This is a genomic window from Methylobacterium sp. A54F (assembly GCF_053346035.1).
The window spans coordinates 255,395-280,611 of the sequence record NZ_JBKFBF010000006.1 but is presented as its reverse complement, the minus strand read 5'-3'; the positions used below and the strand labels follow the sequence as shown (position 1 = coordinate 280,611).

Here is a 25,217-nt window from a genome sequence, read left to right as displayed (position 1 = left end):
TGCGCACGCGCGGTGTGGTTGAAGTTCGCAAGCAGGAATTGGGACGCTGTCCGAGACGATCCGAGCCGGAACCGAGGGTTCCGAGAACGCCGCCCTGGAACGGGCCGGGAACCTGAGGGTCCTCGCCCTGGGCTGCCTCGACGAGATGAAGGCCGAGGAGACGATCGAGATCGACCTGGCGGGCAAGACCTCGCTCGCCGACACGATGATCATCACCTCGGGGCGCTCGCAGCGCCACGTCGGCTCGATCGCCGACAAGATCATCCAGGAGATGAAGGACAAGGGCTTCGGCACCGCCCGGGTCGAGGGCATGCCGGCCTGCGACTGGGTGCTGATCGATGCGGGCGACATCCTCGTCCACATCTTCCGGCCCGAGGTGCGCGGCTTCTACAATCTCGAGAAGATGTGGGGCGCCGACCGCCCGGTCGGGCGGCTCGCAGGCTGAAGCGCGGCGCTTGCGCCTGCTGCTCGCTGTCGTCGGCCGCCTGAAGAACGGGCCGGAGCGCGACCTCGCCGTGCGCTACCGGGACCGGGCCGTCCAGGTCGGGCGCGGTCTCGGCGTCTCCGGCTGCGACGTGGTCGAGATTTCGGAGAGTCGTGCGCGCCGCGCCCCCGACCGCTGCGCCGAGGAGGCGGGCCAGATCCTCGCCCACGTCCCGTCCGACGGCGTCCTCTGGGCCTACGACGAGCGCGGCCGCGCGGACCTTTCGAGCGAGCGCCTCGCCGAACGGCTCGGGACCGCCCGCGATGCTGGGAGGCCGTCCCTCGTCGTGGCGATCGGCGGGGCGGACGGCCTCGCGCCGGCCGTGCGGACGCGAGCCGAGCTCACCCTGTCCTTCGGCGCGGCGACCCTGCCGCACGGGCTCGTGCGAGTGCTGGCCCTGGAACAGCTCTACCGGAGCCTCACGATCCTCGCGGGCCACCCCTACCACCGCGGCGAACCCGATGCGGGCTAGGCTCCGCGCCGCAGCCGCCACGGACTTGTGATTGATTCTCGCGCCGGCTCGCGCCACCGTCCCGGAAATCGCCGCAACCGTCACGGCACGATGGCCCACAACCGCGTCCCCGAACCGCTCCAAATCAGCGACCGCCTTGCCTGACCGCTCCCGAATCGCGTCGTGCCTGATCCTCGGCCTCCTGGCCGCCGGGGTCGCGCGCGCGCAGGACGCGGCCGTCCCCGATCCCGACAAGCTCCAGCGGGCGATCGACGAGCGAAACCGCCGGGCCGAGAGCCTGAAGCAGGTGGAGGATGCGCTGGCGGCGAGCACCGGCGCCCGCACCCAGTTCGAGACGGAGATCGCCGCGATCGGCGGTGACCGCCGCAAGCTCGACGCCGCCCTCCTCGACGCCGGGCGCCAGTCGCAGGCCACCGAGGACCGGATGAGCCGCCTCGAGGAGCGGCTCAAGACGCTCGGCGACAGCGAGGTGGCGATCCGCCGCTCCCTCAACGCGCGTCGCGGCGTGATCGCCGAGATCCTGGCGGCCCTCCAGCGCATGGGGCGGCGGCCGCCCCCGGCGGTGCTGGTGCAGCCCGAGGACATGCTCGCCGTGATCCGGACTTCGATGCTGCTCGGCGCGGTGGTGCCCGAGCTGCGCGGGGAGGCCGAGACGCTGGCGGGCGACCTCGCCGAGCTCGTGCGCCTGCGCGGCCTGATCGCCGCCGACCGGCAGGGCCTGCAGAACGACCTCGCCGGCTGGGCGCGGGAGCAGCAGCGCCTCAAGGCGCTGGTGACGGCGCGACGCGCCCGCTTGGCCGAGGTCGAGAGCAACCTCGCCGCCGAGCGCACCCGGGCCGCGGCGCTCGGTGTGCAGGCCAAGAGCCTGAAGGAGCTCGTCGACCGCGTGGAGGGCGAGGTCTCGGCCGCCCGCCGGGCCGCGGACGAGGCCCGCGCCGCCGAGCAGCGCGAGCTGCGCGCCACTCAGGAGCGCTTCGCTGCGGCAGGCAGTCGCGACCCCGCGAAGCTCGCCCCGAAAATCCGCTTCGCGGAGGCCCGGGGCGACCTGCCGAAACCGGTCAGCGGCCGCCTGCTCCGGGGCTTCAACGTGCCCGACGGCAACGGCGGGATGACGCGCGGCATTTCGTTCACCACCCGTCCGAAGGCCGTCGTCGCCTCTCCGGCAGACGGCTGGGTGTCCTTCGCGGGGCCCTTCCGGTCCTATGGCCGTCTCTTGATCATCAACGCGGGCGACGGCTACTATCTCTTGTTGGCAGGGATGGATCAGATCAGCGTCGAGGTTGGCCAGTTCGTGCTCGCAGGCGAGCCGGTGGGCAGCATGGGCGAAGGGGGCACGGCTCCTCCGGCGACGGACGGAGACCGAAGCGATCCAGTGCTCTACGTCGAGTTCAAGAAAGACGGCGGCTCCATAGACCCGGAGCCGTGGTGGGCGAAGGGCCCCAGCGAGAAGGTTCGCGGATAATGCGCAAGACTTCCCTCATCATGCTCGGCGCCTTCCTGGGGGCGGGCACCTCGATGATCGCGACGCAGACCCAGTTCCTGTCCGGCCCGAGCGCGGTGGCGGCCTCCGCCGAGACCTATCGCCAGCTCAGCCTGTTCGGGGACGTCTTCGAGAAGGTCCGCACGGACTACGTCGAGAAGCCCGATGAGTCGAAGATGATCGAGGCGGCCGTCAACGGCATGCTGACCTCCCTCGACCCGCACTCGAGCTACATGGACGCGAAGGCCTTCCGCGACATGCAGACGACGACGCGCGGCGAGTTCGGCGGCCTCGGCATCGAGGTCACCATGGAGGACGGCCTGATCAAGGTCGTCACCCCGATCGACGACACGCCGGCCTCGAAGGCGGGGCTTCTCGCCAACGACGTCATCACACAGATCGACGACGATCAGGTCCAGGGCCTGACCCTCAACCAGGCCGTCGACAAGATGCGCGGCCCGGTGAACTCCTCGGTCAAGCTCAAGATCTCCCGCAAGGAGGCCAAGGAGCCGATCGAGGTCTCGCTCACCCGCGACGTCATCAAGATCAAGCCGGTTCGCTCGCGCACGGAGGGCGGCGACGTCGGCTACATCCGCCTGACCCAGTTCAACGAGCAGACCTTCGACGGCCTGCGCAACGCGGTGGACAAGCTCACCACGGAACTCGGACAGGACAAGCTCAAGGGCTTCGTGATCGACCTGCGCAACAACCCGGGCGGCCTGCTCGACCAGGCCGTGATGGTCTCCGACGCCTTCCTCGACCGCGGCGAGATCGTCTCGACCCGCGGCCGCAACCCCGACGAGACCCAGCGCTTCTCGGCCAAGTCCGGCGACATCACCAAGGGCAAGCCCGTGGTGGTGCTGGTGAACGGCGGCTCGGCCTCGGCCTCCGAGATCGTGGCGGGCGCCCTGCAGGATCACAAGCGCGCGACGATCCTCGGCACGCGCTCCTTCGGCAAGGGCTCCGTGCAGTCGATCATTCCCCTCGGCGGCAGCGGAGCGCTGCGCCTCACGACGGCGCGCTACTACACGCCGTCGGGTCGCTCGATCCAGGCCAAGGGCATCGAGCCGGATCTCGAGGTGCTGCAGGACGTGCCCGACGAGCTGAAGGGCAAGGACGAGACCAAGGGCGAGGCCGGCCTGAAGGGTCACCTCAAGCAGAAGGACACCGAGGAGCGCGGCGGTTCCTCGGCCTACATCCCGCCGGATCCGGCCAAGGACAAGCAGCTCACCGCGGCCGTGGACTTCCTGCACGGCATCCAGAAGGGCGCGGCCAACACTCAAAAGCCCAGCATGCCGAACTGACCCGCAGGCATCGGTGAAATGAAGCGCCCCGTCCGGCTCACCGCCGGACGGGGCGCTTCGCATTAGGGGAACGTTAACCCTATCGGCCCGCAATGGCGGCCCAGGGGCAGCGGCGCGGGGCACGGGTGCCAGCCGTCCCGGACGCCGAGGCCGTGGTGAGCGAGACGCCCGACACCGATATCCTGACGCAGCCCCTGGGGATTGCGAAGCCGCGGGCCCCGGGCCTCGTGGGGCGGCTCGCGCCCATCCGGGCCGCCGCGGCCTCGCCGCGCGCGGTCGCCATCGGCCTCGGGGGCGCCACGCTCCTTGGCCTCGCGCTTCTCCTCGTCCTGGGCGATCCGCGCGGCGGCGAGCCGCGCGCCGCCGTGACCATCGCCCTGCGCGAGGCGGAGCCGGCCCCGCCCCGCCCGCGCGCCGAACCTCCCCGCGAACCCGAGCCCGTCCCGGCGGCCGCACCTGCGCAGCGCAGCGCCGAGGAGGTCGAGAGCGCCTCGGGCGTCGTGGTCGTGCGACCGGGCGGCACCTCCGCGCCGAGCGAGGCGGTGGTGATCCGCGTGCCGTCACCCGAGCCCGCCGCCCTCGCGCCGGCGCCGGACCCGCGTCTCGCCGACCGCGGCCGGCACGGAACCCTGCCGAAGATGGGCGAGGGCCGGCTGCGCGCCCTCGACGTCTACGCCCGGCCCGACGACGGCGCAGGCCAGGGGCCGCGGATCGCCATCCTGCTCACCGGCGTCGGCATCGGCCAGACCGCCACCGCGAGCGCGATCACGAAGCTCCCGCCGGCCGTGAGCCTCGCCTTCGCGCCCTACGGAGAGGTCGAGCGCAACACGGCCCGCGCCCGCGCGGCCGGGCACGAGATCCTGCTCCAGGCGCCGATGGAGCCCTTCGACTATCCCGACAGCGATCCCGGGCCGCAGACCCTGCTGACTTCCCTGCGGACGCCGGAGAACGCCGACCGCCTGTCCTGGGCGATGAGCCGCTTTCCGGGCTACGTGGGCGTCGTCAACTTCATGGGCGCCAAGCTCATGGGCGACGCGGCCTTCGAGCCGATCCTGCGCGAGATCGCCACCCGCGGCCTCGGCTTCGTGGACGACGGCACCGCTGCCCGCCCGATCCCGGCGGCGCTTGCCGGCAAGACGCGGGTGCCGCTCGCTCGAGCCGAGATCGTGCTCGACGCCGTGCCGCGCGCCGAGGCGATCGACAAGGAGCTGGCGCGGCTCGAGGCGCAGGCCCGGTCCCGGGGCCTCGTCCTCGCCTCGGCGAGCGCCCTGCCGGTCACGATCGAGCGCATCGCCCGCTGGGCGCGCGATCTCGACGCCCGGGGCATCCGCCTCGTGCCCGTCAGCGTCCTGTTGCGGGCGCAGCCCGGCACCCGCGTGACCCGCGCCGAATAAACCGGGCCGGTCCGGAGTTCCGCGTTGCCGCCGGAGCGGCGGCTTTCTATGGTCGCCCGCGATGACGACAGAGCTTTCTCCGAGCCCTGGGCAGCGCGATCTGCCCTATCGCCCCTGCGTGGGCATCACCCTGATCAACCGGGACGGCCGCGTCTTCATCGGTCGCCGACGTCGGGAGGCGGGGCCCGAACACGTCGACGGCACCCTGGCCTGGCAGATGCCGCAGGGCGGCATCGACGCCGGGGAGGACCCGCGCGAGGCGGCCCTGCGCGAGCTCCACGAGGAGACGAACGTCGAGCGGAGTGCGGTGCGCTTCCTCGCCGAGACGCCGGATTGGCTCTCCTACGACCTGCCGCCGGCGGTGATGAAGCAGGCCTGGAAGGGCCGCTACCGGGGCCAGACGCAGAAGTGGTTCGCCTTCGGCTACCTCGGCAGCGACGCGGGCATCGACGTGCTGAGCCCCGGCGGGGGCGCCCACAAGTCGGAATTCGAGGCCTGGCGCTGGGAGCCGCTCGCGAACCTGCCCGGCCTGATCGTCCCGTTCAAGCGACCGGTCTACGAGGGTGTCGTCGCGGCCTTCGCGGGGCTCGCCTCCTGGGCCCGGGACGCTTGAGCGGAACCGCCTGAGTCCGGGGCCGGCGATGCGCTGGTGGACCATCCCGATCATCGCGGCCCTTGGGTGGTTCGTGTTCACGCTGACGCCCTTCTGGGCGCTCTACGACCTCGCCCAGGCCGTGCAGGCCCGTGACGTCGCGGAGGTGGAGCGACGCGTCAACTTCCGCACCCTGCGCCTCTCCCTCGTGCGCCAGACCACGAACGCCGCGCGGGGCGCGCTGGCCGGCGACGCGAGTCTCGATCCGCGCGAGCGCCAGAAGCTCAACGACGCCGCAGTCGGGCTCGCCCTCGCGCTGGCCGAGACCATGGTGACCGGCCAGACGGTGATCGACCTCCTCGACGACGGCTGGCCGCAGGGCCTCGACGTGGCGCGGCCGGCGGAGGTCGAGGCGGGGGCGGCCCACGGCCTGCGCATCGATCGGCTGAGCCGCCTCGTCGCCTACTACTTCGCCTCGGACATGCGGGGCTTCCGCACCGTCGTCATCCGGGTGCCGCCGGACGCCCAGCGCGACCGCCAGTTCCGGATCCGGATGCGCCTGCGAGGCTGGGTCTGGCGCCTCGTGGACATCGAGGTGACGGATACGCTCCGCGAGGAGATGGCGCGCAAGCTCGCCCGGACCCTGGCCAAGCTCCGGGCCGGCGAGCGCCCCGGCGGCCCGCTCAACCGGGCGCCCGCCGCGCCCGGTCCGGAGCGGTAGGTGCGCCTCGTCCACTCATCGCCGACGCGACCCTAGCGGCCCCTGGCGGGCTCCGCCGCTCCGGGGGCGCCCGGCTTCGGCTCGCGCGCCTCCTCGACGCTCTCCGCCTTCTCCTCGTCGGTGTCGCCGCCCTGTTCGATCGCCTTGTCGGGGTTGGCGACCAGCGCCTTCACGATCTCGATCAGGCGCTCGCATTCGGGCCCGTACTTGTAGGCGTCGAGCACGATCGCGGCGTCCCGCAGCGTGCGCAGATCGCGCACGGTCTGGCTGTTGGCACCCTCCCGCAGGGTGTTCTTCTGGGCGATCGTTTCCTCGAGCTTCGCGCCCTTCACGTCGCAGGCGGCCTGAGCCGTGCCGGCGAGGAGGATGGGGCCGAGGGCGAGGCCCAGGCGGGCGGCGCGGCGGAGGGCGCGGCGGATGGCGCGGCGGATGGCGCGGGACGTGCTGGCAGGGTTCATGATCGCTGCGGTCATGGTGGTGAAGGGCATCACGGTGAGGGGCCTGGATGCGGCCGCGCGCCGGCCGGTCAGGCGTGATGGGGGTGGCTGCGGCGCAGGAGATCGTTCGTCAGGGTGACGAGCTGGCTCGGACGGTAGGGCTTCGGGACAAAGACCGAGCGGGAAACGGCGTCGGCCTCGCAGAGGCTCCCGCGGCCGCCGGACGTGTAGACGACGGGCAGGTCGGGGCATTGGCTGCGCGCGTGGCGCGCCAGGGCGAGGCCGTTGGTGTTGCGGGCGAGATCGATGTCGGTGAAGAGCAGGTCGACGGTCTCACGCGCCAGGATGGCTTCGGCCTCGACCGCATCGGCGGCGGTCAGCACCCGGTAGCCCTCGTCGAGGAGCGCCTCGGCGGCCAGCTCGCAGACGACGGCCTCATCCTCCACGACGAGCACGGTTCCGGCCGTGACGGGGGAGAGGCTGATGGCGGCGAAGACGGTGGGAACGGCGAACGGGATCATGACGCAACTCCTACGCACCCGGCGCCGGGGCAGAGCCCACAACCGGATCGCTGGACCAACGGGCCCCCGCGCTCCGGCGTTCGCCGTGCATCTCTCGAATTGCTCAGGTTTGGTGAGCGAAGCCTTAACCCTGCTCCGGCCCTCCTGAACGGAGCGCCCGAATTGGTTAACGAACCCTTACAGCCACGCCTCGCGATTCCGGATTTATGACCCGCTCCTGGCAGTTGACCTTCGGCCTCCTCCTCACGGGGCTCGCCGGTTTCGTGGATGCCCTCGGCTTCATCCGGCTCGGCGGCCTCTACACCTCGTTCATGAGCGGCAACACCACGCAGCTCGCGGTGAGCCTCGGCCACGGACGTTGGGACCACGCGGTGATGCCGTGGCTCCTGATCGCGATGTTCCTGGTCGGCTCGACCCTCGGCAGCGGCCTGTCGATGGTCACGCCCGCCCGCTGGGCGACACCGGTGGTCCTCGCCTACGAGGCCCTGGTGATCGTCGCGGCCCTGTCCCTCGGGCTGGCGACGCCGGAGCTCGGCCTCGCCTCGCTGTTCATGGCCCTGGCGATGGGTGCGCAGAACGCGGTGCTCGGCTCGGTGCAGGGCTTCCGGGCCGGCACCACCTTCGTCACCGGCGCGCTGTTCAGCCTCGGCCAGAAGATCGCGGCGGCGCTGACCGGCAAGGGGCCGCGCTTCGGGTGGGTCGGCGACGCGGCGGTCTGGATGGCGCTGCTGGGCGGGGCCTACCTGGGGGCTGTGGCCTACGGCGCGTTCGGGCTCTATGCCCTTGTGCTTCCGGCGGGGCTCGCGGGCCTGCTCGCGATCACCGCCGCCCTGCTCGTCGCCCTCGGGCGCGCCGCCGCGACGCCCGCCTGAGGGCGGTCCATCCGGTCCGAAAGGCTTGACGTCCGCATGAACGCCTCCGCCCCGTCCCTCACGAGCCACGTCGCCCCGATCGAGGCCGGCGCGCACGTCACGGCCGCGCAGTGGCTGAAGGAGACCCTCGCCCTGGCCCTCGGGGACGGCAGCGTGGTCCTGGTCCGCGACGGCGAGACGACCCGCGCGGTGGCGCACCCGGAGGCCGGCATCCTGGTGGCAGCTGGAGATGGCGCCCGCCTCGTCACCGGCGGCGACGACGGCCGCGTCGTGGAGGTCCGGCCCGATGGCGCCGTCTCCGAGATCGCCGTCGCGAAGGGTGGAGCCTGGATCGACGCCCTCGCGCTCCATCCCGACGGCGGCCTCGCCTGGTCGGCCGGGCGCGCGGTCACGGCCCGCGACGCCAAGGGCCGCGATCGCACGCTCACCGCGCCCTCGACCGCCCGCGGGCTCGCCTTCGCGCCCAAGGGCTACCGCCTCGCGGTGGCCCACTACAACGGTGCCAGCCTCTGGTACCCGAACCACGAGACGCCGCCCGAGGTGATCGAGTGGAAGGGCTCGCACATCGACGTGACCTGGTCGCCGGACGGCCGCTTCGTGGTCACGACCATGCAGGAGAACGCCCTGCACGGCTGGCGCCTCCTTCCCGACCGCGGCCACATGCGCATGTCGGGCTATCCCGCGAAGGTGCGCTCGATCGCCTGGTCCGCGGACGGGCACTGGCTCGCGACGAGCGGCGCCGAGGCCTCGATCGTCTGGCCCTTCGACTCGAAGGAGGGGCCGGCCGGCAAGGCACCGCGCGAGTGCGGCGTGCGCCCGGCCCGGGTCTCGCGGGTCGCGTTCCATCCCAGGGCCCCGGTCCTCGCCATGGGCTACGAGGACGGCTGCATCCTGCTCGTGCGCTTCACCGACGCCTCGGAGCTGCTGGTGCGGCCGGCCCGGAAGGGCAGCGCGGTCTCGGCGCTCGCCTGGGACGCCAGGGGCGCGCGCCTCGCCTTCGGCTGCGCGGACGGCGAGGCCGGCCTGCTGACCCTGCCGGCCTGATCCGCCGGGCCGCGCGGCCTGGAACCAAGCGGGGACCCGTGCTCTTCTTCGGAATTCCCCCGGGAGGAGTGATTCGTGTTCCGTGTCATCCGGACCCTCGGCCTCGCCCTCGGCCTGCTCGGCGGGGTGATCGCGGCGCAGGGGCCTGAATTCGCGCAGCAATACGCGCAGCGCCTCGGCGGCGCCGTCGACGAGCTGCGCCGCCAGATCGCGAGCCTCGAAGCCGATGCCCGAGCGACGGGCAACACGCGCGACGGGGCGGTCGACCGCCTGCGCAGCAACGCGGACGCCCTGGTCGCCCGGCGCGGCGAGGCCGCCCGGCAGGACATCGAGCGACTGGCCCAGCTCAGCGCGCAGCAGCAGGCCCTGCAGGGCGCGACGAGCCCCCTCGGGCGGCTCGGGGCCGTGATCCGCAACCCGGACCTCCCCCTGGCGGAGGCCACCTACCGGGACTTCCAGCCCGCCGTGCCGACCACGGCCGATGGGCTGGTGGCCGGCCTCCTCGGCTTCCTGGCGACCTGGGGCGGCTGGCGCGTGGCCTCGGACGTCGGCCGGCGGGCGGGGCGGCGGATGGGCCGGGGCCGCAGGCGGACGGAGCCCACGACCGCCTGAAGAGGCCGACGCCGCGCCCGGTGTTGCCGTGGGTCTACAGCCGGACCTTCCGGCCTGCACTAGTTGGAGAGGGTTGAAGAGCGCGCGGTCGCCGTTCCGCGCCGGCATACGGTAGCCCAGACGCATCATGGCGCGCGCGTCCAACCCCACGATCGACCCTGCGCTGGACGCCGCAGCGCTCCTGCGCCGCGTCGCCTTCTTCGGGCTGTTCGTAATCCTCCCCGTGATCGCGCAGGTCGCGCGCCGCGCCGCGGTCATCCTGGCGCCGATCGTCATCATCCTGCTGATCCTCGCGAGCGCGATCGACGGCCGGCAGCGCCCCCTGCGGCCGGCCCTCGGGCGGCTCTTCGGGGCGCCGGGCTTCCTGGCCGGCATGCTGGTCATCCTGTGGGCGGCGCTGTCGCTCGCCTGGACGCCCTTCCTCGGCCCCGCCACCGAGCGCCTCGCCAACCTCATCGCCACGGTCGGGCTGACGCTGACCGGCTACCTCGCCCTGCCGGACCGGATGCGCTCGGCCAACCTCTACCTGCTGCCGCTCGGCGTCACGGCGGCGGCCCTCGTCGCCATCATGATCGGCCTGTTCGGGTCGAGCCTGATGCAGGGGACGCCGGACGAGGACAGGACGCTCTCGCGCGGCCTGATCCTGCTCCTCCTGCTCGCTTGGCCCGCCATCGCCTGGCTGCGCTCCCGCCATCGCGACCGGGAGGCGTTGGCGGTGGCCCTGGTGGTAGCGGGCGCCGTCGCGGTCTCCCCGAACGCGACGCAGATCCTGGCGCTCGGCATCGGCGCACTCTCCTTCGCGGTGGCGAGCTTCCGGCCCGCCCTCGGCGTGGCGCTGACGGCGGCCGCGACCGCGGCGGCGCTGGCCATCGCGCCGCTGATGCCCTTCGTGGGGCGGCCGATCGGCGCCGCCCTGTTCGGACCGGTGGCGCCCGGCGTGCTGTCCCTGAAGGCCTGGCAGAAGGTCGTGACCATGGAGCCCGTCCGGCTGATCACCGGGCACGGCTTCGAGACGGCGCTCCGCGGCCGCGTGGTGGGCCTGCTACCCAGCAACGCGCCGACCACCGCCCTGTTCGAGTTCTGGTACGAGCTCGGCATCGTCGGGGCCTTCGCGGCGGCCTTCGCGCTCTACGCCTCGATCCGCCGCGCCGGACGGGACGCGCCCGTGCTGGTGCCCGGCGCGATGGCGGCCTTCGCGAGCGCCTTCACGATCGCCTGCATCGGCGTCGGCCTCGCGGTGGCGTGGTGGCTCACTACGCTTTCGATCACTGTGCTGGTCTTCGTCGCGATCGAGCGGGGTCAGTTCCGCACCCGGCGCCCCAAGGTCGGCATCCTGCGCCGCGGGCGGCCCCCGGAAGCCTGAGCGGCCTCAGCTTTCCGCGGCCGCCTCGATGGCCGCCATGTCCGCGTCCGACAGGCCGAAATGGTGGCCGATCTCGTGGATCAGGACGTGGGTGACGAGGTGGCCGAGCGTCTCATCGTGCTCGGCCCAGTAGTCGAGCAGGGGCCGGCGATAGAGCCACACGGTGTTCGGCATCTGGCCGGTCGCCACTTCCCCCGACTGGGCGAGGCCGATGCCGCGGAACAGGCCGAGGAGGTCGAACTCGCTCTCGCAGGCCATCTCCGCGAGGGTCTCGTCGTCGGGGAAGTCGTCGACCACCACGCGGACGCCAGTACAGTAGGGACGGAAGGCGTCCGGCAACCTGTCCAGCGCGTCGAGGGCCATCGCCTCGATGGCGGCGAGGTCCGGGGCCCGAACGTCCGTCCAGGTGTCCGGGCTCACCGGACCTCTTCCTTCAGGGGCAGCACCCGGTCCTCCAGGAAGGCCGCGAGATCGTTCGTGATGTGATCGATGTGCGGCTCCTGGACCGCCTCCTGCTCGAAGCGCTCGCGGAAGGGGTCGAGGGTGCGGGGCACGACCAGCACGGTGGACATCCCGAGGTCGTGCGGCACCACGAGGTTGCGGGCGATGTCCTCGAAGAGGGCCGAGCGGGCCGGGTCCACCCCGTGGCGGTCGAGGAAGCGCTCGTAGGTGGTGCGCTCGGGCTTCGGCACGAAATCGGCCGCCGCGATGTCGAACACGTCCTCGAAATGATCGAGGATGCCGAGCTTCGCCGCCACGTTCTCGGCGTGCCGCCGGGAGCCGTTCGTGAGGATCAGCTTGCGGCCCGGAAGCCGCTCGATCGCGTCGCCGAGGGCGGCGTCGAGCTTGATCGTCGAGTGGTCGATGTCGTGGGCGAAGTCGAGGAAGTCGTGCGGGTCGACGCCGTCCTCGACCATCAGCGCCTTCAGCGTGGTGCCGTAGCGGTGATAGAAATACTTCTGCAGCGCCCGCGCCGAGAGCCCGTCGAGGCCGTAGAGGCGCATCACGTAGAGGGTGATGCGCTCGTCCACCTGCGGCCAGACCCGCGCGTCGCTCGGATAGAGCGTGTTGTCGAGGTCGAACACCCAGGTATCGACATGGCCGAAGCCGCGGGAGTCAGGCGTCCTGAAGTGGCTTTCGCCGGGAAGTAGCAAGGTCTGCTGCGCTTTGATCGATCGCCGGAGCCGGGTCTATGGCTCAGGTTCAAGCAGATGGGTGCCGGCGGCGCAAGGGCAAGGGCAAGGGCCGCGGGGCGGGGCGAAGGCGCGGGACGCCGCAGAACGCCCCGACCTCCGCGCCCGCGTCACTTCCGGCGGATCAGGGTGCCGGCGCCGTAATCGGTGAACAGCTCCAGGAGCACGGCATGATTGACCTTGCCGTCGAGGATGACCACGGCCTCGACGCCCTGGTCGATGGCGTAGATGCAGGTCTCGACCTTCGGGATCATGCCGCCCGTGATGGTGCCGTCGGCGATGAGGCGGCGGCAATCCTCCACGGTCAGCTCGGGGATCAGGTTCTTGTCCTTGTCGAGGACGCCCGGCACGTCGGTGAGCAGCAGCAGGCGCTTGGCCCGCAGCGCACCCGCGATGGCGCCCGAGAAGGTGTCGGCGTTGACGTTGTAGGTCTGCCCGTCCGCCCCGTAGGCCACCGGCGCGAGGACCGGGATCAGCTCGGCCTTCAGCACCGCGTCGAGCACGCCGCGCTCGACGTGCTCCGGCTCGCCGACGAGGCCGAGATCGAGCTGGCGCTCCTCGCGGCTCTCGGGATCCACCATGGTCTTCATGGCGCGCCTGGCGCGGACCATGTTGCCGTCCTTGCCGCACAGGCCGATGGCCCGGCCGCCCTCGGCCGAGATCCAGCCGACGATCTGCTTGTTGATCGAGCCGGCGAGCACCATCTCGACCACCTCGACGGTGGCCTCGTCCGTGACCCGAAGGCCGCCCCGGAACTCGGACTGGATGCCGAGCCTGTCGAGCATGCGCCCAATCTGCGGCCCGCCGCCGTGCACCACGATCGGCTTGAGGCCGGACTGCTCCAGGAGGACCACGTCCTCGGCGAAGTCCTCGGCCGCCGCCCGGTCGCCCATGGCGTGGCCGCCGTACTTGATGACCACGATCTCCTGATCGTAGCGCTGCATGTGGGGCAGGGCCTGCGCCAGGACTTCGGCCCGCACGTGCACGTTCGGGAGATCGGTCATCGTGGTCCTCCGAGACGCCCGGCGCGCGGGGGAGCCGCACCGGGTGCGGGCGGGCTTCTACATGAGTGCTGCGTCCGTGCGAAGACGGTTCCGCTCGGAGCCTCCACCGCGATCCTTGTGGGAACAGTTGTGAGGTGGGGGGATTTCCTGTCCGCTCGCGGCATTCGCCCTCGGCCGCGTGCGGGCCCTGGGCGGTCCCCGGAAGGGCTTCCCGCGCGACGAACCTGATGTCGGACCGACTGCAGCCTCGCCTTCAACGCCCCGAGATGGTCCAGCCCATCGCGCGGGGCGGTGGCAAGATCGACCGCTTGATGGGGAGCTTCACCCGGAGCCTGCCGCCGGGGGCGACGCTGATCGCCGAGGATAGCGACCACCGCTTCGTCTATCGCCTGCGCAGCGGCTGGGCCGGCCGCCTGCGGTACCTGCCGGACGGACGAAGCCAGTTCATCCTGATCTTCCTCCCGGGGGACCTGTTCGCCGTCAAGAGTCTGTTCGTCACCCATCACCCGGATGCGGTGATCGCCCTGTCCGCCATCACCGTGTCGCAGGTGGATCAGGCGGCGCTCCGCGAGGCCTACGACCGCGACGCCGACATCGCCGCCGCCTGCACCTGGCAGGTGGTCGAGGAGGAGCGCCGGCTGCATCGCTGGGTGACGGGGCTCGGCCGAGGCAGCGCGGAGGAGCGCATGGCGCTGCTGCTGATCGATTTCCGCGCTCGCCTGGTCCGCTCGGGCGTCCTCGCGCCGAGCGCGAACACCTACGAGCTCCCGATGACGCAGGAACAGCTCGGCGACCATCTCGGGATCACCAGCGTGCACGTGAACCGCGTCCTGAAGGTCCTGCGCGAGAACGGTCTCGTCGTCCTGCGCGGGCGCGAGGTCACGCTGCCAGATCCGGCAGCGCTCGCGCGGATCGCCAGCCCGCTCCTCGACACGCATGAGCGCACGGACCCGGCGATCACCGGCGTCGGCCTCGATCAGGAGACGCTCAGGAGCGGCGATGCGGGTACGAAGGGCTCGCCCAGGGAATAGACCTCGCGAACGCTCGGCAACTTGTGCACGTCAGCTTTCGACAATACTCGCTTTGGTATCGGTCGCATTATAGAAAGATCGACCTTTCCTGACGATCATCCCCGCTTGTGCGCTGGAAAACAATCATCCCGTCCGGGCCGGTCAGGGTTTGTTAACCAAGTTACGCAACCTTGAGGTGGCGTATCAGGAACAAGCGACCGATGCTCAACAGCGATCCGCTCCTCACCCGCCCGACGCTCACGAACACCAACCTCCTCGCCCATGCGCTGGCGCACCTGCGCCCCCGCGCAGATTCGGCCCGCGAGGTCTGGCGCCTGCTCACCGACAATTACGTGGTCGACCTCGATGCGGTCGCCACGCTCCTGCCCTCCGCCGAGGAGGAGCCCCGCTGGCTCGCCGCGCGCGGCTGAGCGCCATCGTCCCGCAGGGACCGGTCCCATCAGGACTGCGTGGCCGATAGGACACAGAAGTCGCCGTCAACGCCGGACTGGCACACAGGATGCTTAGTCCAGACAAAACGAGAGAGGGCAACGCCGAAGGCAATAATCACGCGGCGGCTCCCACGCCAGAGCACCACCGCGGACTTCCCGAACATCAATCAAGGGGTCCGTCATGTCCGAACTGCTCTCCGTGGCGCTCGTCTGCGCCGGTACCCTGCTGGCGCAGGACTGCTCCCGCGACACCGCGCTCGACGTCATCGTGGCTCCCGCCCGGACACCGATGGAATGCCTGCTGCACGCCCAGTCGATGGCGGCTGCTGCCGGTCTGCCGGGCGGTGACCAGCGCTATCTCAAGATTTCCTGCGAGCACCGCCACGGTGAGGGCCGTCCGGTGATCGCAGCCCGACAGGCCTCGTAGGCGCCGCGGCCCGATCGGGCGCCAGCCGGCACGCGATTCGACGCGGGGACCACCGCGCGCCGACGAAGGCCCTGTGCCATCTCGGCGTCGGTGAGGCCCGCTAAATCAATCGCAAATTGAATTTAGTCGCGGTTTGGGTGTGAGTGCAGTGATGTATTGTAATAAGGGTTGCATCGCTGCGTAATTGTGTACGCTGGGACTACATTTGTGGACGCTCAGGCAAGTGCGATGCCTTGAAGCAAGTTCGGGTCGGCTTCAGGCTCAGCGGGTCCAGGGATCCATGAGCACGCAATGCCGACATCAGCCAGTCCTACACCGTTCGAGCGCGGTCGCGCCGGCTCCTGCGCCGAAGGCGCTACATCGGCGTCCGGCCGGCTCGGTGCAGGCGGTTTCGACAGAACTGCGCGGCCTCTCGCGTGGCACTTCGGAGTGGCGGCCCTCCTCGCTCTCGCCGCGCCGGCAGCCCTGGCGGCCGGTGCGACCCGCGACGCCTGCTTCACCGACGAGAGCAAGCCGGACGAAATGATCGCGGGCTGCAACCTCGTCCTCAGCCAGCGCAAGCGCGAGACCACGACCAGCGTCGTGAATGCCTACTTCAATCGCGGTCTCGCCTACGCCAACAAGGAGGATTACGAGCGCGCCATCGCGGATTTCAGTGAGTCCATCCGTCTCGATCCGAGCAACGTCGACGCCATTCGCAAGCGCGGAGAGTCCTACGAGAGCCTGGAGCAGTACGATCGCGCCCTCAAGGACCTCGATCAGGCGGTCCGGCTGGATCCGAAGGATGCCCGGAACTTCGCGGCACGCGGGACGACCTACCGGAGCACCGGTGCCTACGAGAAATCGCTCAAGGATTACGACGACGCCCTGCGCCTCGATGCGAAGGGCAGCTGGATCCACTACGGCCGGGCGCTGACCTTCGAGAAGAACGATCAGCCGGACAAGGCTCTCCTTGATCTCGAGGCCGCCGCACGCCTCGATCCCGACGACGCCGACATCCAGCAGGTGATGAAGCGGGTGCGCGCCGTGGTGATGGCCAACACGCCGTCCGCTGCGCCCGCGGCCGCGCAGGCCGGGCCCGCGACCGTCGCGGAACTCGACGCGCAGGAGAGCGCGGTCGCCGCGACGTGGGCACGCCTGCCCTTCGGCGTGCGCACGAGCACCTTGATTGCCGGTTCGTCCGGAGGCTTCGGAATCTACGAGGCTCGCTCCTCGAACGTCTACAAGCCCGGCGAGGAGATCCTCGTCTATCTGGAGCCCATCGGCTACACCTGGGCGCCCAGGGATGGGGGCACCTACGGCATCGGGATCGTGATGGATTTCGAGCTCGTGACGAAATCCGGTGAGATCCTGGCCGGCCAGAAAGCCTTCATGGAGCAGGCTTTCGTCAGCCACCACCGGAACCGCGAGTTCTCCCTCACCTTCACGGGCACGTTCAAGGGACTGACTGCGGGCGATTACACGTTGGCCCTCGTCCTGCACGACAAGGGCAGCAGCCGGACAACCCGCGTCGAGAAGGCGTTCGTCATCAAGGAGTAAGCCAGCCGCCCGGGCGGATCGCTGCCTGGGCGCAGGCCGGTCCGGCCCGGGGGAAACGTGTCAGCCGACGAGGGTCAGCGCGTCGCCCGCACGGAGGCTCCCCCCGACCACCACCTCCGCGTAGATCCCGCAATCGCGGTGGCCGAGGTTGCGGTCGAGCGTCCACGGGATCTCGAGATCGCGAAGACCGCTCGCCGGGTCGACGTTCGTCGCCGCGCAGCGCTGCGTGCGCTGCGTGAGGCGCAGGCGAAGGCCGCTCGGCGCCTCCAGCGTCCGGCCTCCCATGTCCAGCTCGGCCCAGGCCTCCAGCCCCTCGACGAGGAGGTTCGCGCGGAAGCGCAGGGGGTCGACCGGCGCCCCGAGATAATCCTCGATCGCGCGGACGCTCGCGAGGTTGATGAGCGAGACGAAGCCGATCGCCGAGTCGGTGAAGCGATATTGCGGCGGGGCCGCGAGCACCCGCGGCTCGCCGCGCAGCGACCCGGCAAGCCGGCTCCGCATCAGGGCTTCGAGGGCGGCGCGTCCCTCCGGATCCGCGAGGTTCGCGACGAGCGCAGGGCCCTCGCCCGTCTCGACGGTCAGGGTCGCGGTCGCGTCGTCGTAGCGGGTCCGCAACTGCGCGAGGGCCTCGTCGCGCATCAGCATCAGGTACTTGGTCTTGGGCTGGTGGCGCGGCGCCACCGGGTTGAAGCCGGACGGGCCGTTCTCGATCGCGTACAGCCGGTCGCCGGGGAAGTAGCCGCTGAGTTCGAGTTCCGCCGCCTGCACCCGCTCCGGGCTCAGGCCCTTCACGGGATAGCGGTAGAGAGCGTCGATCTGCAGGTTCGGCATGCGCACAGCGTGGCCCTGAAATGCCGGGTCGCGCAAGTGAAGCTTCGCCCCTTGTGGTGCGAAATTACAACACCACATCCGTGTCACCGGCAGCCGATGGGTGCCGGTGCCTCCTGCGGCGGATAGCCGGGAGGCTTCGTTCCGGCGGACCCGTGCCCATGGCGGGGCGGCGTCCGCGGTAACGGGGAGGTGTGGACCAGTGAATTTCGAGAAGTACACCGAGCGCGCCCGCGGCTTCGTGCAGGCGGCGCAGAACCTCGCGATGCGCGAGGGGCACCCGCAGCTGCAGCCGGGCCACCTGCTGAAGGTGCTGCTCGACGACCCCGAGGGCCTCTGCGCGGGCCTGATCGACCGGGCCGGCGGACAGTCCCGCGTGGCCCTGGCACAGACCGACGCTTGGCTCGCCAAGCAGCCGAAGGTGTCCGGCAACGCGTCCGCCCCGCAGGCGACGCGCGATTTCGTGCGGCTCCTCGACACTGCCGAGAAGGCGGCCGAGAAGGCCAGTGATTCCTACGTCACGGTCGAGCGCCTGCTCCTCGCCTTCGCGGTCGAGAAGGACACGGAGGCCGGCCGCGCCCTGACCGCGGCGGGCGTCACCGCGGCCTCGCTCAACGGCGCCATCAACGCGCTGCGCAAGGGCCGCACCGCCGACAACGCGAGCGCCGAGAACGCCTACGACGCGCTCAAGAAGTATGCCCGCGACCTCACGGAAGCGGCGCGCGAGGGCAAGCTCGATCCGGTGATCGGCCGCGACGAGGAGATCCGCCGCACCATCCAGGTGCTGTCGCGGCGCACCAAGAACAATCCCGTGCTGATCGGCGAGCCCGGCGTCGGCAAGACCGCGATCGTGGAGGGGCTGGCCCTGCGCATCGTCAACGGCGACGTGCCGGAGAGCTTGCGCGACAAGAGCCTGCTCGCCCTCGACATGGGGGCCCTGATCGCCGGCGCGAAGTACCGCGGCGAGTTCGAGGAGCGGCTGAAGGGCGTTCTCTCCGAGGTCACGGCGGCGGAGGGCGGCATCGTCCTGTTCATCGACGAGATGCACACCCTCGTCGGCGCCGGAAAGGCGGACGGGGCGATGGACGCCTCGAACCTCTTGAAGCCCGCGCTCGCCCGCGGCGAGCTGCACTGCGTCGGCGCCACGACCCTCGACGAGTACCGCAAGCACGTCGAGAAGGACGCGGCGCTGGCACGGCGCTTCCAGCCCGTCTTCGTGTCCGAGCCCACCGTCGCGGACACGGTGTCGATCCTGCGCGGCCTCAAGGAGAAGTACGAGCAGCACCACGGGGTGCGCATCCAGGATTCCGCGCTCGTCGCCGCCGCCACGCTGTCGAACCGCTACATCACCGACCGCTTCCTGCCCGACAAGGCGATCGACCTCGTGGACGAGGCGGGCTCGCGCCTGCGCATGCAGGTCGATTCGAAGCCCGAGGAGCTCGACAACGTCGACCGCGAGATCGTGCGGCTCAAGATCGAGGGCGAGGCGCTGAAGAAGGAGACGGACTCCGCCTCCCGCGACCGGCTGCAGCGGCTCGAGAAGGAGCTGGCGGAGCTCGAGGAGCAGTCCTCCGCGATCACCGCCCGCTGGAAGGCCGAGAAGGACAAGCTCGGCGCCGCCGCCGAGCTGAAGCGCAAGCTGGACGAAGGCCGGACGGAGCTCGCCAACGCGCAGCGCCAGGGGCAGTACCAGCGCGCCGGCGAGCTCGCCTACGGCGTCATCCCGGGCCTGGAGAAGCAGCTCGCCGAGATCGAGGCGCAGGCCGAGAACGGCCGCGACGGCTTCGAGGAGGCGGTGACGCCGGCCCACATCGCGGGTGTGGTCTCTCGCTGGACCGGGGTGCCCGTCGACAAGATGCTGGAGGGCGAGCGCGAGAAGCTCCTCGCGATGGAGGAGGCGCTGGCCCAGCGCGTCGTCGGCCAGCGTGAGGCGGTCGAGGCGGTGGCCACTGCGGTGCGCCGCGCGCGGGCCGGGCTGCAGGACCCGAACCGGCCGATCGGCTCGTTCATGTTCCTCGGCCCCACCGGCGTCGGCAAGACCGAGCTGACGAAGGCGCTGGCCGGCTTCCTGTTCGACGACGACACCGCGCTCGTGCGCATCGACATGTCCGAGTACATGGAGAAGCACGCGGTCGCCCGCCTGATCGGCGCGCCCCCGGGCTACGTCGGCTACGAGGAGGGCGGGGCGCTCACGGAAGCCGTGCGGCGGCGGCCCTACCAGGTCGTGCTGTTCGACGAGGTCGAGAAGGCGCATCCGGACGTGTTCAACGTCCTCCTGCAGGTACTCGACGACGGGCGCCTGACGGACGGGCAGGGCCGCACGGTGGACTTCCGCAACACGCTGCTGATCATGACCTCGAACCTCGGAGCCGAGTACCTCGTCAACCAGCCGGACGGGCAGGACACGGATCAGGTCCGCGACGAGGTGATGGGCGTGGTCAGGAGCCACTTTCGGCCGGAGTTCCTGAACCGGGTGGACGAGATCATCCTGTTCCATCGCCTCAAGCGGGCGGAGATGGGGGCGATCGTCGACATCCAGCTCGGGCGCCTGCAGCGGCTCCTCGACGAGCGCAAGATCGCCCTCGACGTGGATGCTGAGGCCCGCGCCTGGCTCGCCGACCGGGGCTACGACCCGGCCTACGGGGCGCGGCCGCTGAAGCGGGTGATCCAGAAGAACGTGCAGGACCCGCTCGCGGAGCTCCTGCTCTCCGGCCGCATCCACGACGGCGAGACGGTCCCGGTCCATGCGGGTCCGCTCGGGCTGATGCTCGGCGACGTCTCGGTGGGCGCCGAGCGGCGGCCGGCCGGCGCGACGCTGAACTGATCCACGGCCCCGACGGTCCCCTCGGGGCCGCCGGGGCTTTCCTTCTGGCGGCGCAGGGGGGACAGTGTTCCCCCACGATGCCCGACGAACTCACCTACGCCATCGGCGATATCCACGGCTGCTGCGAGCTCCTCGAAGCCCTGCTCGAACGGATCCAGGCGCATGCCGGGGACCGCCCGCACCGCCTCGTCTTCCTCGGCGACTACATCGACCGGGGACCCGACAGCGCCGGCGTCATCCGCATCGTGCGCCGCCTGCACTGGAGCGACCCGGACCGGGTCACCTGCCTGATGGGCAACCACGAATCGATGCTGCTCGCATCCCTGCAGCAGCCGGGCGCCGCGACCCACTGGCTGCAGAATGGCGGCGCGGAGACGCTGGCGTCCTTCGGCCTCGACGCGATCGAGGATTTTCCGGGCGACGTTCTCGACTGGATCGAGGAGCTGCCGACCGTCCATGCGGACGCGCGGCGCTGGTACGTTCACGCGGGCTTCCGGCCGGGCGCCGCGGTGCCGGACCCCGACATTCACAACCGCCTCTGGATCCGCGACCCGTTCCTGTCCGGGGACCATGATTTCGGTCGCCACGTCGTGCATGGGCATACCCCGCAGAGCGGCGGCCGGCCCGAGCTGCGGCGATACCGGACGAACCTCGACACCGGCGCCGTCTACGGCGGCGCGCTCACGGCCGGCGTGTTCACTGCCGAGGCCGCTCCTGCGACGACGTTCCTCCAGGTCGAGGCGCGCCGCTATCAGGGCTGATTGCTGCGGGGACGGACGGGCCGGGCCGGGTTGCCGACGACCGTGGCGCCCGGCGGCACGTCCCGGGTCACGACGCTCCCGGCGCCGATGATGGCGTCGTCGCCGACCGTCACGCCGGGCATGATCAGGGCGCCCCCGCCGATCCAGACGTTGGAGCCGATCGTGATGGGCCGCCCGAACTCGAGGCCGGCGCTGCGCGAGGCCGGATCGCGCGGATGGTCGGCCGCGAGGATCTGCACGAGGGGGCCGATCTGCGTCTTCTCGCCGATCGAGACCGCGCACACGTCGAGGATCACGCAGTTGAAGTTCAGGAACACGCCGGCCCCGACGCGGATGTTCGTGCCGAAATCGCAGAAGAACGGCGGCCGGATCACCGCTCCGTCGCCGACCGCACCCAGGCGCTCCGCGAGGAGTTGCCGGCGCTCGGCGGGCGGCAGGGCAAGGGCGGCGTTGTAGCGGACGAGCCATTCCCTGGTGGCCGCCTGAGCAGCCTGGATCTCCGGATCGCCGGGATCGTAGAGATCGCCGGCGAGCATCGTCTGCATCGCGCTTCGCATGAGCTTCCCTTCATCGCCTAGACGGGCCTCGCGATGGCACGCCGACGGGTGGTTGGGAAGCGGGGCCGGGTGAGCGCTTGGGAGATATGGTCGAATCTCGCTCAGTCGGTTGCGGCGAACTCCGAGAGTCCTCGCCAAAGTACATAATTTCGATCGCTCGCCCGCGCCCGCTTCCGCGGGGCGTTCATGGTCCTTTTCTGTTGGCCCCCCAGTATAGAATTCGGAATGCCCCGGTCAGCGGCAAGGACTCTTCTTCCATGGGCCGGATCCGTGATGTCCTGAACTTGTTCGTCGTGCCGCCGGGCATGCCCGATATGCATGTCGCCCAGCTGCAGGCGCTCTCGAAGCAGGCACCGCTCTTCTACGGCGTGCTCTGGCTCAACGCCGCGCTGGTGATCGCGACCCACGTCGATCTCGCCCCTCCTGTGCTGACCTATGGGGCGCTCATCCCGCTCACGGCCTGCGCCGGACTCCGGGGGATTCACTACTATCGTCTCGCCCGCCGACCGATCACGCCGGATATGGCCTTCGATCAGCTCCGAACGCTGACCCGCGTCGTCGGGCTGCTGATCGTCGGGTCGGCGATCTGGTGCCTCCTGCTCGCCCGGTATGGCGGCGTCTACGAGCAGATGCATGTCCTGTTCTTTGCAACTTACAGCATCATAGCCAGCATCTTCGGCCTCATGCACATCCGTGCCGCAGCTCTGCGCGCCGCCACGGCGGTGGTTCCCATCGCACTCTATTTCCTGTTCCAAGACAACGGCGTCCTGCGCATCGTCGCGGTGGCGTTTCTCGTCCTCAGCGGCGCGATGGTCTACATGGCGTTGATCTACCACGAGGTCTTCTCCGCGCGGATCCTGCAGCATCTCGAGCTGCAGCGCCTGAATGCCGAGAACATGCGCCTCGCCAACGCTGACCTCCTGACGGGTCTGCCGAACCGCCGCAGCTTTTTCGCAAGCCTCGATGCCGTGCTGGCCGCCGGAGGAAACGGCGGCACGGTTCACCTCGCCCTGATCGATCTCGACGGCTTCAAGCCCGTGAACGACACCCACGGTCATCCCGCCGGCGACGCGGTCCTGCGCGCGATCGGTGAGCGCCTGCAGGTCTTCGACGGGCAGGGCTGCTTTCCGGCTCGGGTCGGGGGCGACGAGTTCGCTGTGATCATCGAGGGGCCGCGATCGGATGCGGACGTCCTGGCGCTCGGGCAACGGATCCGCACGGCCCTCTCGGAACCCATCGTCTACCGGGGATTCTGCCTCCGGGTCAGTGCCACGCTCGGCATCGCGCGGGCTGCGGACGCGGAGAGCGACGCGACGCGCCTCGTCGAGAATGCCGACTGCGCGCTCTATCACGGCAAGCTCGCCGAGAAGGGATCGGTGACGCTCTTCTCGCCGCAGCACGAGGGACATCTGCGTCGTCGCCTCCTCATCGAGCAGGCCCTGCGGCAGGCCGATCTCGAACGCGAGCTGCGCCTCGTCTACCAGCCCATCGTCGATCTCGACCGAAGCCGTATCGTGATGTTCGAGGCGCTGGCGCGCTGGGACAGCCCGGCTCTCGGGGCGGTCACACCGGGAGAGTTCATCCCGATCGCCGAGAAGGCAGGGCTCATACCGGCCCTGAGTGCGGTGCTGTTCGCGAAAGCACTGTCCGACGCGCGGCACTGGCCGGCGGATGTCCACCTAGCGTTCAACCTGTCGGCGCACGACCTCACCGCGCCGGCCACGGTCGAGCGCCTCTCGGACCTGATCGAAGCCAGCGGGATGTCACCGGGGCGGATCACCTTCGAGGTGACGGAGACGGCGCTGATCGACGATTTCGCGAAGGCCAGCGAGACCCTGCACGCCCTTCGGACCATCGGAGCCTGCCTCGCCCTCGACGATTTCGGGACCGGCTTCTCGAGCCTGAGCTACCTTCACAGGCTGCCGATCGACAAGATCAAGATCGATCGCTCCTTCGTCGCCGAGACCGTGAGCAAGCCGGCGTGCCGCGAGATCGTCCGCTCGGTGGTGGCGCTGTGCCGGAGCCTCGGCCTGGGTTGTCTGGCCGAGGGCATCGAGACGGAAGAGCAGGCGATCCTCATGCGGGGGCTCGGTTGCTCGACGATGCAGGGCTACTACTTCGAGCGCCCCATCCCCCCCGAGGCGGTCATCGACTGCCTGGCGGCTCAGGGCACTTGGCGCGATCCCGATCTCGAAGCGGCCGCCTGAGCCGGACCGCGCGGAACCTGCCCGCCGCCGGACGGTGCGAGGCGGCCTCGCTCCGTGCCACGCGGCGATGCTCGGCGGGGCGCGAGCAGCGCCGCGCCGGTCACGGCGAGCCAGCCCGCCATGAGCACGACGCCGCCGGTCGGTGCGGCCATCGGAAAGAGCGGATGGCCGGCCAGCGCGCGCAGGGCGAGATCGCCGCAGAAGAGGGCGAGGCCGAGGGCCAGCGCGAAGCCGGCGAGGCGCGCCCCCCAGGGGCGCACCAGCCCGGTGCCGCCGAGCACCGCGAGGCCGAGCAGGGCGGGCGCGTGGAGGAGCAGGAACTGCGCCGCGGTCTTCAGGGATTCGGCCCCGTTCATGTGGGCCGACGCGGCGCTGAGCCCGACGCCGAGGAGGCCGCAGGCGCCGGCGAGCGCCAGCAGGATCAGCTCGGGGAGGGGCATTCGGGTCAACGCCGGTCTCCGTTCAGGCGGGGCGCTCGGCGAGCAACCGGGCCACGGCGGCGCGCAATTCGGGGACGCCCCGGTCGTCCCGGCTCGACGTCAGGATGATCTCGGGGAAGGCCGCCGGCCGCCGGCTGATCGCCGCCGCGATGCCCGCGATCCGAGCCTCGACCTCGTGCTTCTTCAGGGCGTCCCCTTTGGTGAGGACGATCTGATAGCTCACCGCCGCCTTGTCGAGACCGTCGAGCACGTCGGTGTCGATGCCCTTCAGGCCGTGGCGTGCGTCGATCAGCATGAAGACCCGGGCGAGGTTCGCGCGCCCCTTGAGGTAGGCATGGATCAGCTCGGTCCAGGCCGCGACCTTGGCCTTCTCCACCGCCGCGTAGCCGTAGCCCGGCATGTCGACGAGGCTCAGGCGCTCGCCGATCCGGAAGAAGTTGAGCTGCTGCGTCCGGCCCGGCGTGTGCGAGGTGCGGGCCAGCGTGTTGCGGCCGGTGAGGGCGTTGATGAGGCTCGACTTGCCGACGTTCGAGCGGCCCGCGAAGGCAATCTCGACGCCGTCCATGGGCGGCAGGCGGCCGAGCGTCTGCGCGGCCGCAACGAAGTCGGCGGCGCCTGCGAAGAGCAGGCGGCCGGTCTCGATGAGGTCCGCGGCTGGCGTCTCGGCGCTCACGAGCCG

Annotated in this window: 26 protein-coding genes and 1 pseudogene; 18 read left to right on the top strand and 9 right to left on the bottom strand. The window is 70.7% G+C overall.

All coding sequences use genetic code 11. The features are described 5' to 3' along the window. The first annotated feature begins 58 nt into the window (after nt 1–58). The 7 genes from rsfS (at nt 59) to ACLBXP_RS12500 (ending at nt 6,447) form a co-directional block, all read left to right on the top strand. Nucleotides 59–445, top strand: a complete 387-nt coding sequence (rsfS, locus tag ACLBXP_RS12530; RefSeq protein ID WP_447668042.1) for a ribosome silencing factor — start codon at nt 59–61, stop codon at nt 443–445. A 10-nt stretch (nt 446–455) separates the two neighbouring features. Next, entirely contained in the window at nt 456–956 is a 501-nt protein-coding gene (gene rlmH, locus ACLBXP_RS12525) for a 23S rRNA (pseudouridine(1915)-N(3))-methyltransferase RlmH (RefSeq protein ID WP_447667987.1), read from the top strand. Nucleotides 957–1,092: 136 nt separating this feature from the next. After that, a complete protein-coding gene (locus ACLBXP_RS12520) occupies nt 1,093–2,418 on the top strand; it encodes a murein hydrolase activator EnvC family protein (RefSeq protein WP_447667986.1) in 1,326 nt (441 codons plus the stop codon). Next, nucleotides 2,418–3,740, top strand: coding sequence for a S41 family peptidase (locus ACLBXP_RS12515; protein WP_447667985.1), 1,323 nt, complete (start codon nt 2,418–2,420; stop codon nt 3,738–3,740). The genes ACLBXP_RS12520 and ACLBXP_RS12515 overlap by 1 nt, the downstream gene beginning before the upstream one ends. A gap of 155 nt (nt 3,741–3,895) precedes the next feature. Beyond that, nucleotides 3,896–5,134: a divergent polysaccharide deacetylase family protein gene (locus ACLBXP_RS12510; protein WP_447667984.1), complete on the top strand. Its 1,239-nt coding sequence runs from the start codon at nt 3,896–3,898 to the stop codon at nt 5,132–5,134. A gap of 61 nt (nt 5,135–5,195) precedes the next feature. After that, entirely contained in the window at nt 5,196–5,747 is a 552-nt protein-coding gene (locus tag ACLBXP_RS12505) for an RNA pyrophosphohydrolase (RefSeq protein ID WP_447667983.1), read from the top strand. 28 nt (nt 5,748–5,775) lie between these two features. Then, on the top strand, nt 5,776–6,447 hold the full coding sequence (locus tag ACLBXP_RS12500; protein ID WP_447667982.1) for a DUF2939 domain-containing protein: 672 nt from the start codon (nt 5,776–5,778) through the stop codon (nt 6,445–6,447). Nucleotides 6,448–6,479: 32 nt separating this feature from the next. Here ACLBXP_RS12500 and ACLBXP_RS12495 read toward each other — a convergent pair whose 3' ends face one another. Beyond that, the gene (locus tag ACLBXP_RS12495) at nt 6,480–6,920 is read right to left on the bottom strand and encodes a photosystem reaction center subunit H (protein WP_447667981.1); all 441 of its coding nucleotides are present in this window, start codon (nt 6,918–6,920) and stop codon (nt 6,480–6,482) included. Between the two features lie 53 nt (nt 6,921–6,973). After that, nucleotides 6,974–7,405 (bottom strand): response regulator, encoded by a 432-nt coding sequence (locus ACLBXP_RS12490; RefSeq protein WP_447667980.1) that lies wholly within the window; start codon nt 7,403–7,405, stop codon nt 6,974–6,976. Between the two features lie 206 nt (nt 7,406–7,611). On the opposite strand from ACLBXP_RS12490, the gene ACLBXP_RS12485 reads away from it, so the two are divergent. The 4 genes from ACLBXP_RS12485 (at nt 7,612) to ACLBXP_RS12470 (ending at nt 11,296) form a co-directional block, all read left to right on the top strand. Continuing rightward, nucleotides 7,612–8,277: a YoaK family protein gene (locus ACLBXP_RS12485; protein ID WP_447667979.1), complete on the top strand. Its 666-nt coding sequence runs from the start codon at nt 7,612–7,614 to the stop codon at nt 8,275–8,277. A 36-nt stretch (nt 8,278–8,313) separates the two neighbouring features. Next, nucleotides 8,314–9,321: a WD40 repeat domain-containing protein gene (locus ACLBXP_RS12480; RefSeq protein ID WP_447667978.1), complete on the top strand. Its 1,008-nt coding sequence runs from the start codon at nt 8,314–8,316 to the stop codon at nt 9,319–9,321. Nucleotides 9,322–9,396: 75 nt separating this feature from the next. After that, nucleotides 9,397–9,933 (top strand): DUF2937 family protein, encoded by a 537-nt coding sequence (locus tag ACLBXP_RS12475; RefSeq protein ID WP_447667977.1) that lies wholly within the window; start codon nt 9,397–9,399, stop codon nt 9,931–9,933. A gap of 127 nt (nt 9,934–10,060) precedes the next feature. Next, a complete protein-coding gene (locus tag ACLBXP_RS12470) occupies nt 10,061–11,296 on the top strand; it encodes a peptide ABC transporter permease (RefSeq protein WP_447667976.1) in 1,236 nt (411 codons plus the stop codon). Between the two features lie 6 nt (nt 11,297–11,302). Here the strand turns inward: ACLBXP_RS12470 and ACLBXP_RS12465 are convergent, their stop codons facing one another. The 3 genes from ACLBXP_RS12465 to argB form a co-directional block, all read right to left on the bottom strand. After that, nucleotides 11,303–11,659, bottom strand: coding sequence for a metallopeptidase family protein (locus ACLBXP_RS12465; RefSeq protein WP_447668041.1), 357 nt, complete (start codon nt 11,657–11,659; stop codon nt 11,303–11,305). 53 nt (nt 11,660–11,712) lie between these two features. Further along, nucleotides 11,713–12,450 carry a pyrimidine 5'-nucleotidase gene (locus ACLBXP_RS12460; RefSeq protein ID WP_447667975.1) on the bottom strand — a complete coding sequence of 246 codons (738 nt, stop codon included), beginning with the start codon at nt 12,448–12,450 and terminating at the stop codon, nt 11,713–11,715. A gap of 149 nt (nt 12,451–12,599) precedes the next feature. Next, nucleotides 12,600–13,493 carry an acetylglutamate kinase gene (argB, locus tag ACLBXP_RS12455; protein WP_447667974.1) on the bottom strand — a complete coding sequence of 298 codons (894 nt, stop codon included), beginning with the start codon at nt 13,491–13,493 and terminating at the stop codon, nt 12,600–12,602. Between the two features lie 266 nt (nt 13,494–13,759). Between argB and ACLBXP_RS12450 the strand changes: the two genes are divergently transcribed. The 4 genes from ACLBXP_RS12450 to ACLBXP_RS12435 all read left to right on the top strand — a co-directional run bounded on the left by ACLBXP_RS12450 (nt 13,760) and on the right by ACLBXP_RS12435 (nt 16,921). Continuing rightward, on the top strand, nt 13,760–14,524 hold the full coding sequence (locus ACLBXP_RS12450; protein ID WP_447667973.1) for a Crp/Fnr family transcriptional regulator: 765 nt from the start codon (nt 13,760–13,762) through the stop codon (nt 14,522–14,524). Nucleotides 14,525–14,724: 200 nt separating this feature from the next. Then, complete coding sequence (locus ACLBXP_RS12445) at nt 14,725–14,934, top strand: hypothetical protein (RefSeq protein ID WP_447667972.1); 210 nt, start codon at nt 14,725–14,727, stop codon at nt 14,932–14,934. Between the two features lie 202 nt (nt 14,935–15,136). Beyond that, a complete protein-coding gene (locus ACLBXP_RS12440; RefSeq protein WP_447667971.1) occupies nt 15,137–15,382 on the top strand; it encodes a hypothetical protein in 246 nt (81 codons plus the stop codon). 429 nt (nt 15,383–15,811) lie between these two features. After that, on the top strand, nt 15,812–16,921 hold the full coding sequence (locus tag ACLBXP_RS12435; RefSeq protein ID WP_447667970.1) for a tetratricopeptide repeat protein: 1,110 nt from the start codon (nt 15,812–15,814) through the stop codon (nt 16,919–16,921). A 60-nt stretch (nt 16,922–16,981) separates the two neighbouring features. Here ACLBXP_RS12435 and ACLBXP_RS12430 read toward each other — a convergent pair whose 3' ends face one another. Further along, nucleotides 16,982–17,752 carry an MOSC domain-containing protein gene (locus tag ACLBXP_RS12430; RefSeq protein WP_447667969.1) on the bottom strand — a complete coding sequence of 257 codons (771 nt, stop codon included), beginning with the start codon at nt 17,750–17,752 and terminating at the stop codon, nt 16,982–16,984. A 199-nt stretch (nt 17,753–17,951) separates the two neighbouring features. On the opposite strand from ACLBXP_RS12430, the gene clpB reads away from it, so the two are divergent. Next, the gene (clpB, locus tag ACLBXP_RS12425; protein ID WP_447667968.1) at nt 17,952–20,573 is read left to right on the top strand and encodes an ATP-dependent chaperone ClpB; all 2,622 of its coding nucleotides are present in this window, start codon (nt 17,952–17,954) and stop codon (nt 20,571–20,573) included. Between the two features lie 77 nt (nt 20,574–20,650). After that, nucleotides 20,651–21,334: a metallophosphoesterase family protein gene (locus tag ACLBXP_RS12420; RefSeq protein ID WP_447667967.1), complete on the top strand. Its 684-nt coding sequence runs from the start codon at nt 20,651–20,653 to the stop codon at nt 21,332–21,334. Here the strand turns inward: ACLBXP_RS12420 and ACLBXP_RS12415 are convergent. Continuing rightward, entirely contained in the window at nt 21,325–21,891 is a 567-nt protein-coding gene (locus ACLBXP_RS12415) for a sugar O-acetyltransferase (protein WP_447667966.1), read from the bottom strand. The genes ACLBXP_RS12420 and ACLBXP_RS12415 overlap by 10 nt on opposite strands. A gap of 86 nt (nt 21,892–21,977) precedes the next feature. On the opposite strand from ACLBXP_RS12415, the gene ACLBXP_RS12410 reads away from it, so the two are divergent. Further along, nucleotides 21,978–24,098 (top strand): putative bifunctional diguanylate cyclase/phosphodiesterase, encoded by a 2,121-nt coding sequence (locus ACLBXP_RS12410; protein WP_447667965.1) that lies wholly within the window; start codon nt 21,978–21,980, stop codon nt 24,096–24,098. 71 nt (nt 24,099–24,169) lie between these two features. On the opposite strand, the pseudogene ACLBXP_RS12405 reads toward ACLBXP_RS12410, so the two are convergent. Next, nucleotides 24,170–24,538 (bottom strand): annotated as a pseudogene (locus ACLBXP_RS12405) (DUF423 domain-containing protein); the annotation flags it as partial. A 22-nt stretch (nt 24,539–24,560) separates the two neighbouring features. Continuing rightward, nucleotides 24,561–25,211 (bottom strand): ribosome biogenesis GTP-binding protein YihA/YsxC, encoded by a 651-nt coding sequence (gene yihA / locus ACLBXP_RS12400; RefSeq protein ID WP_447667964.1) that lies wholly within the window; start codon nt 25,209–25,211, stop codon nt 24,561–24,563. Nucleotides 25,212–25,217: the final 6 nt, after the last annotated feature.

Bases quoted from the DNA above. Each gene is read 5' to 3' on its own strand.
- ACLBXP_RS12515 (WP_447667985.1), top strand. From the start codon at position 2,418: ATGCGCAAGACTTCCCTCATCATGCTCGGCGCCTTCCTGGGGGCGGGC.
- ACLBXP_RS12490 (WP_447667980.1), bottom strand. From the start codon at position 7,405: ATGATCCCGTTCGCCGTTCCCACCGTCTTCGCCGCCATCAGCCTCTCC.
- ACLBXP_RS12415 (WP_447667966.1), bottom strand. From the start codon at position 21,891: ATGCGAAGCGCGATGCAGACGATGCTCGCCGGCGATCTCTACGATCCC.
- ACLBXP_RS12440 (WP_447667971.1), top strand. From the start codon at position 15,137: ATGTCCGAACTGCTCTCCGTGGCGCTCGTCTGCGCCGGTACCCTGCTG.
- ACLBXP_RS12410 (WP_447667965.1), top strand. From the start codon at position 21,978: ATGGTCGAATCTCGCTCAGTCGGTTGCGGCGAACTCCGAGAGTCCTCG.
- ACLBXP_RS12430 (WP_447667969.1), bottom strand. From the start codon at position 17,752: ATGCCGAACCTGCAGATCGACGCTCTCTACCGCTATCCCGTGAAGGGC.
- ACLBXP_RS12485 (WP_447667979.1), top strand. From the start codon at position 7,612: ATGACCCGCTCCTGGCAGTTGACCTTCGGCCTCCTCCTCACGGGGCTC.
- ACLBXP_RS12450 (WP_447667973.1), top strand. From the start codon at position 13,760: ATGGTCCAGCCCATCGCGCGGGGCGGTGGCAAGATCGACCGCTTGATG.
- ACLBXP_RS12480 (WP_447667978.1), top strand. From the start codon at position 8,314: ATGAACGCCTCCGCCCCGTCCCTCACGAGCCACGTCGCCCCGATCGAG.
- ACLBXP_RS12505 (WP_447667983.1), top strand. From the start codon at position 5,196: ATGACGACAGAGCTTTCTCCGAGCCCTGGGCAGCGCGATCTGCCCTAT.
- ACLBXP_RS12445 (WP_447667972.1), top strand. From the start codon at position 14,725: ATGCTCAACAGCGATCCGCTCCTCACCCGCCCGACGCTCACGAACACC.
- ACLBXP_RS12470 (WP_447667976.1), top strand. From the start codon at position 10,061: ATGGCGCGCGCGTCCAACCCCACGATCGACCCTGCGCTGGACGCCGCA.
- ACLBXP_RS12500 (WP_447667982.1), top strand. From the start codon at position 5,776: ATGCGCTGGTGGACCATCCCGATCATCGCGGCCCTTGGGTGGTTCGTG.
- ACLBXP_RS12495 (WP_447667981.1), bottom strand. From the start codon at position 6,920: ATGACCGCAGCGATCATGAACCCTGCCAGCACGTCCCGCGCCATCCGC.
- ACLBXP_RS12420 (WP_447667967.1), top strand. From the start codon at position 20,651: ATGCCCGACGAACTCACCTACGCCATCGGCGATATCCACGGCTGCTGC.
- ACLBXP_RS12465 (WP_447668041.1), bottom strand. From the start codon at position 11,659: ATGGCCCTCGACGCGCTGGACAGGTTGCCGGACGCCTTCCGTCCCTAC.
- argB (WP_447667974.1), bottom strand. From the start codon at position 13,493: ATGACCGATCTCCCGAACGTGCACGTGCGGGCCGAAGTCCTGGCGCAG.